The sequence below is a fragment of the Chitinophaga sp. genome (assembly GCF_036566945.1).
Lineage (GTDB): Bacteria > Bacteroidota > Bacteroidia > Chitinophagales > Chitinophagaceae > Chitinophaga.
The window spans coordinates 1-3,850 of sequence record NZ_DATCVJ010001091.1 but is presented as its reverse complement, the minus strand read 5'-3'; the positions used below and the strand labels follow the sequence as shown (position 1 = coordinate 3,850).

The window sequence follows — 3,850 nt, the reverse complement described above, 5'->3', positions numbered from 1 at the left end:
CGATAGTAGCCGATATGGCAAAAGAAGCAGACCTGCAGCACCTGGTGACCACTACCATACAGCAATACGGACATATAGATATATTGGTAAATAATGCAGGCGGCATAGATACCTTTGGCCCGCTCGAAACCATTACCATGGACCAGTGGCGGCGTATTTTTGAAGTGAACTTCTTTGGTCAGGTAGCCCTCACCAACCTGGTGATTCCTCACCTGAAAAAGCAGGGTGGGGGCCGTATCATCAATATCTCTTCTGAAAATGCGGAACAGCCGGACCCTAACATGGGCCATTACAATGCTACCAAAGCAGCGCTGAACAATTATTCCAAAACGCTCTCGCAGAATTATGGTAAGGATAACATACTGGTGAATACCGTTTCTCCGGCTTTCATCAAAACCCCTTTGGTAGATGATATGCTGGAAGGTATCTCAAAAGAAAAAGGTATTTCTATCACCGATGCGGCCAAACAATTCCTGAAAGAAAACCGTCCCTACCAGGTGCTGGGACGCGTTGGCCTGCCGGAAGAAACCGGTGGTATCGTGGCCTTCCTGGCTTCGGAACACGCGGCATTTATCACCGGCGCCGTATTCCGGGTAGATGGTGGATCTGTAGGAACCGTATAAATTACAGGTATGCTGAGCTACTGGGAAAAACAAAGTTTGCTGCACTACGACTATATCATCGTCGGCAGTGGTATAGTTGGCCTATCTGCCGCCATCAGCCTGAAGGAAAGGGCGCCGCAAAGTCGGGTGATGGTGTTGGAAAGAGAAGTGCTGCCCACCGGCGCCAGCACAAAAAATGCAGGCTTTGCCTGTATTGGCAGTCTCACCGAAATACTGGCCGATCTGCAAACCATGCCGGTGGAAGGGGTACTCAACCTGGTAAACCTTCGGCTGTCTGGTTTGCGTTTGCTGCGGAAGCGTTTGGGAGATGACCGCATCGGATATCGTGAAAACGGCAGCTTTGAACTCATTGGGTCCCGGGAAGAATGGGCGCTGGAACAGCTGCCCGAAGTCAATAAAATCCTGGGTACCCTGTTCGATGAACAGCCGGCATTTACAAGAACCGACGAACAGTTGCCTGTCTTTGGCTTTGAGCAGAAATACATCAAAGCCCTGATCCGCAATAATTTCGAAGGAGAACTACATACCGGCAAAATGATGCGCGCGCTGATAGATACGGCTATGGCCAGCGGCGTGGAAATCAAAACCGGTTGCCCCGTGAGCAGTATCGACGATTTTCATACAGGGGTAAACGTTACCGTGCCTAATCATATATTGAAAGAAGACATTGTATTTACCGCCCGCAAAGTCCTGATCTGTACCAACGCTTTTACCCGGCAGCTTTTGCCGGGAGAAGAAGTAGTGCCGGGTAGGGGACAGGTGCTGATAACGGCGCCGGTAAAGGATTTGCCGTTTAAAGGCATCTTCCACCTCGAAGAAGGGTATTACTATTTCCGGGAACTGGATGGCCGGGTGCTGCTGGGAGGTGGCCGGCAGCTGGACTTTGCCAAAGAAACCACCACCGAATTCCATTTCAACGACCGCATTCAACAGGAGCTGGAAGTATTACTGCATACCATCATCCTGCCCGGCCGCGAAGTAACCATCGCCGACCGGTGGACGGGTATCATGGCTTTCGGTAAAACCAAACAGCCCCTGGTAAAAGTCCATACCAAGAATGTGGTCATGGGAGTACGCATGGGAGGAATGGGCGTTGCCATCGGATCTATGATCGGTGATCAGATTGCCGTAATGGCGTTAAACAGTTAATAACCCGGCCCCATTGGACCGCTGTTAAAAACTATACCCGATCCCAAACACTAAGCTGTAATCCGACTTCGAAAATATTTTTAACGGCGGCTGACTATCATAACTATTATAAAAGAGAACGTTCACGCTAAAAGTGTCTATAATAGTATAACCTGCACGAATCCATCCTTCTGCCCGTACTCTTCCATCTTCATTCAATCCTGGAAAAATACCCTGCACTACCTGCAACCGAAAATTATTATCCTTTAACAGGTACAGGTTATATTGTAAGATGAAGGGAGCTTCCAGCAAGCCTTTGTGAAAAGATCCCTGGAGCGCACTTTCCTGAACAGTGGCCACACCGGCTATCAGGTGAGCATCCATATGTTCCCGGACCAGGAACTTGTAGCCTACGCCGGCGCCTTCCATAAATCGTTTAGACGTTCCCAGTTCCAGGTTGCGCTGATAACTGAATATACCTGCCACCTGCCAGGAAGGCGTGAAATAATAGCCGGGCGTGAGCCATACATACTCCCTGATCCTTTTGGTAGCATCGGAAGTAAAGCTGGTGATACCGCTCATACTCAGGTCGGCCGCAAATTTGCCATCGAAATAACTGATATCATTATACGTATTTAATACCCCGAGGGAAGCAGATTTTGTGAAGACGTAGCCCAACGCCAGGGTTCCCGACAGGTTATTAAAGAAGCCTGTATCATAGGACGCAACAATGGATAGTTCCTTCAGGGGGATTAACAGCGTGTCTTCGCTGGTCAGGATTTTTACCATACCGCTGTCAGCTTTGCCAAGGGTGCCATAATACACAACGTTTCGGACAGTGGTGATCCGGTAGGAATAAGAGCTGGCTGCCAGCGTACTTATTTTGTAGGTGCTGATTTCCTGGTCGTCCAGCTCATCGGAAGAAAAGGAGATCATGCCCCTCTCCAGATGATCGAACTCACCGGATAATTTCAAGCCGGTTTTGAAATACAGGGTATCAGTGGACTGGGCCTGCAAAACGTCACTGCATAAGAACCATACAAGGGTTAGCAGGAAGACAGGCTTATATAAAAGGAAAAGTACTTCTTCCATAATAATCTCAAAACACAGGCAACAGGCAAAATGTTTGTCCGGAAGATGCCTCAAAGATGAAATGCAAAAACAAAAAGCGCAAAAGCTTGGTTCCCGAATATCTCTTTTCTATATTTAAATTTTATTTCCACGCTATCAGGCATTCAGTTGACCATTCCCACCCGCTAAAGGAAAGGAAATCAATCTGAAAGAATATTTATTGTAGTTGTTCACAGGTACCTTTTGTGTATTCAAGGGGTATTAATTGTTTCTTTTTTTATAAACGAGCTATGACAAGTAATTTAAATGAATAGTTTTATCTCCCGAAAAATCGCGGCTCCTCCCGCTCGCGGTTTTACTTTTCGCGATAATAAAAAAACTTTGTAAGCGTATTTTTTACATTTATTATGTATATTGATTCGCGAAATTTTTTATAACCACGTTTGAACGTTATGCAAACAAAATCCTTACACATCTTTGATTACCTGGTATTCCTGGTATATTTTGTAATAGTAGCAGGCTACGGCTACTATATCTATCGCCGGAAGAAGAAGGCGACCACGGATTCGAAAGACTTTTTCCTGGCGGAAGGATCTCTTACCTGGTGGGCAATTGGCGCGTCCCTGATTGCTTCCAATATTTCTGCGGAGCAATTTATCGGGATGTCCGGAAATGGTTTCAGTATTGGATTGGCTATTTCTACTTATGAATGGATGGCTGCCGCCACCCTGATTGTGGTAGCGGTATTTTTCCTGCCCATTTATCTGAAGAACAAGATCTATACGATGCCCCAGTTCCTGGAGCGAAGGTATAATCAAACCGTAAGTACCATTATGGCCGTCTTCTGGCTGTTGTTGTATGTGGTGGTGAATCTCACGTCTATCCTGTATCTCGGAGCATTGGCGGTATCCACTATTTCCGGTATTAACTTTTATGTCTGTATGGTGGCACTGGCCTTCTTTGCTATCCTCATTACATTGGGCGGCATGAAAGTGATTGGTTATACAGATGTAATTCAGGTGTTTTTC

4 protein-coding genes are annotated in these 3,850 nt (G+C 46.6%); 3 read left to right on the top strand and 1 reads right to left on the bottom strand.

The genetic code is table 11. The features are described 5' to 3' along the window. The coding region (locus VIP81_RS32820; RefSeq protein ID WP_331972266.1) for an SDR family NAD(P)-dependent oxidoreductase at positions 1-623 on the top strand (623 nt) is incomplete at its 5' end. Between the two features lie 9 nt (positions 624-632). After that, a complete protein-coding gene (locus VIP81_RS32815; protein ID WP_331972263.1) occupies positions 633-1,772 on the top strand; it encodes an FAD-dependent oxidoreductase in 1,140 nt (379 codons plus the stop codon). Between the two features lie 24 nt (positions 1,773-1,796). Here the strand turns inward: VIP81_RS32815 and VIP81_RS32810 are convergent, their stop codons facing one another. Then, positions 1,797-2,843: a DUF481 domain-containing protein gene (locus VIP81_RS32810; protein WP_331972260.1), complete on the bottom strand. Its 1,047-nt coding sequence runs from the start codon at positions 2,841-2,843 to the stop codon at positions 1,797-1,799. 431 nt (positions 2,844-3,274) lie between these two features. Between VIP81_RS32810 and VIP81_RS32805 the strand changes: the two genes are divergently transcribed. Continuing rightward, a partial coding sequence (locus VIP81_RS32805; protein ID WP_414649453.1) for a sodium:solute symporter family transporter occupies positions 3,275-3,850 on the top strand: 576 nt, incomplete at its 3' end.